The following is a 1,433-nucleotide window of genomic DNA, read 5'->3' as shown; positions in this document are numbered from 1 at the left end:
GGGTGACAGCGGTCGTGGTCGGGGGGCCACCGGTGCGGGGGTGCCCCTATGTGTTTGGTCAAGGTCGAAGGCCAGTAGGTTCGTGTGGTCGAGGGTGGGGCTGAGCCGCAGGGGCATGCATGAGCGATAACCAGGTCACGATCAAGCTCACGAGTGACGAGGCATTGGTGCTGTCGCACTGGTTGGAGAAGCTCCAGATGACGGAACTCAGCCGCGTTATCGATGATCCGGCGATCTGGGCGCCCATCCATCGGATCGCCGGAACGCTGGACAAGGCACTTCCTGCTCTGTTCGCGCCTGATTACGACCAGCGGCTTGAGGCCGCTCGTCAGCGGCTTCGGCCGGAGGACTGAGCTCAGTCTGAACCTCCCCCGGTCGCCGCGGATTGAGGTTCGTAGAACGTGCCGTCGCGGAGCATCGCGAAGAGGACGTCGGCTCGTCGTCTGGCGAGGCAGAGGAGGGCGTGGGTGTGGTGCTTGCCCTGGCTGATCTTCTTGTCGAAGTAGGTGCGGGATGCCGGGTCGGCCAGGGCGGCGAACGCGGACAGGAAGAAGGCCCGTTTGAGCTGCTTGTTTCCTCTCCGGGATGGTTGCTCTCCGCGGATCGACGAACCAGAGCTGCGGGTTGCCGGGGCGAGTCCGGCATAGGCGGCGAGGTGGGCAGCGGACGGGAACGAACTGCCGTCGCCCACGTCGATCAAGATCCTGGCTCCGGCCCTGAACCCGATGCCCGGCATCGAGGTCAGGACCTTGGAAAGAGGGTGGGCCTCCAGCAGTTCCTCGATCCGTCCGGCCAGCAGTTTCCTCTGGTCAAGGTGGGCGGTCAGCGAGCTGGCCAGGCTCGGGGCGATCAGCGCGGCCGCGTCCGTTCCCGGGACGACCACGGTTTGCTCGTCCAGCGCAGTGAACCTGTCCTCGACCAGTCTCTCGGCCATGCTCGGTGCTTTCGGCCGTGGCAAGGTCGCGAGCCTGCGGCGTCCGGCCTTGCGGATCTGGGCGAAGGATCCGAAGCGTTCCAGCAGTGTGAGGACGGCCGGCTGGTCGACTACGACGAGCACGGTTCTGTGCTTGGCCTGCGGCTTTGCGAAGACCTCACGGAGCTTGGGCTCGCTGTTGGGCAGCCGCTTGTCGAACGCCTTCTCCCCGCTGCGGTGACGGCGGTGGCGTGGTGTTCACCCTTGCCGACGTCCAGGCCGAGGAAGGCGCCGGTGTCGCTGACGTCGATCACGTGCGTCCTCTGGTCGTTCCCGCCCGGCCGTCCCTCGGCATCGATCGCCACATCCACATGACGAAGAGCCTCCCGGCCTGCGGAGAAGCCGGTGGTCATGCCCCTAATCAGCGGTCTGTCGACGCCTCCGGAGCCGGTGACACCCCCCAGGCCATGCGTTCGACAGGGGGAGATAGTCATGCCAACTCCGGAGGCGTCGACAGACC

At 66.1% G+C, this 1,433-nt stretch carries 2 protein-coding genes and 1 pseudogene; 2 read left to right on the top strand and 1 reads right to left on the bottom strand.

Annotated elements, in window-relative coordinates; genetic code table 11:
- Window positions 1-119 precede the first annotated feature (119 nt).
- A complete protein-coding gene (locus tag CCN72_RS31395; RefSeq protein ID WP_086811504.1) occupies window positions 120-353 on the top strand; it encodes a hypothetical protein in 234 nt (77 codons plus the stop codon).
- A gap of 2 nt (window positions 354-355) precedes the next feature.
- Here the strand turns inward: CCN72_RS31395 and CCN72_RS31390 are convergent.
- Window positions 356-1,227, bottom strand: a pseudogene (locus CCN72_RS31390) (transposase).
- Here CCN72_RS31390 and CCN72_RS40090 point away from each other — a divergent pair.
- A partial coding sequence (locus tag CCN72_RS40090; protein WP_208638148.1) for a hypothetical protein occupies window positions 1,165-1,433 on the top strand: 269 nt, incomplete at its 3' end. The pseudogene CCN72_RS31390 and the gene CCN72_RS40090 overlap by 63 nt on opposite strands.

This window comes from Streptomyces murinus, assembly GCF_002154555.1.
Taxonomy (GTDB): Bacteria; Actinomycetota; Actinomycetes; order Streptomycetales; family Streptomycetaceae; genus Streptomyces; species Streptomyces murinus.
This window is presented reverse-complemented; position numbering and strand designations above follow the sequence as displayed.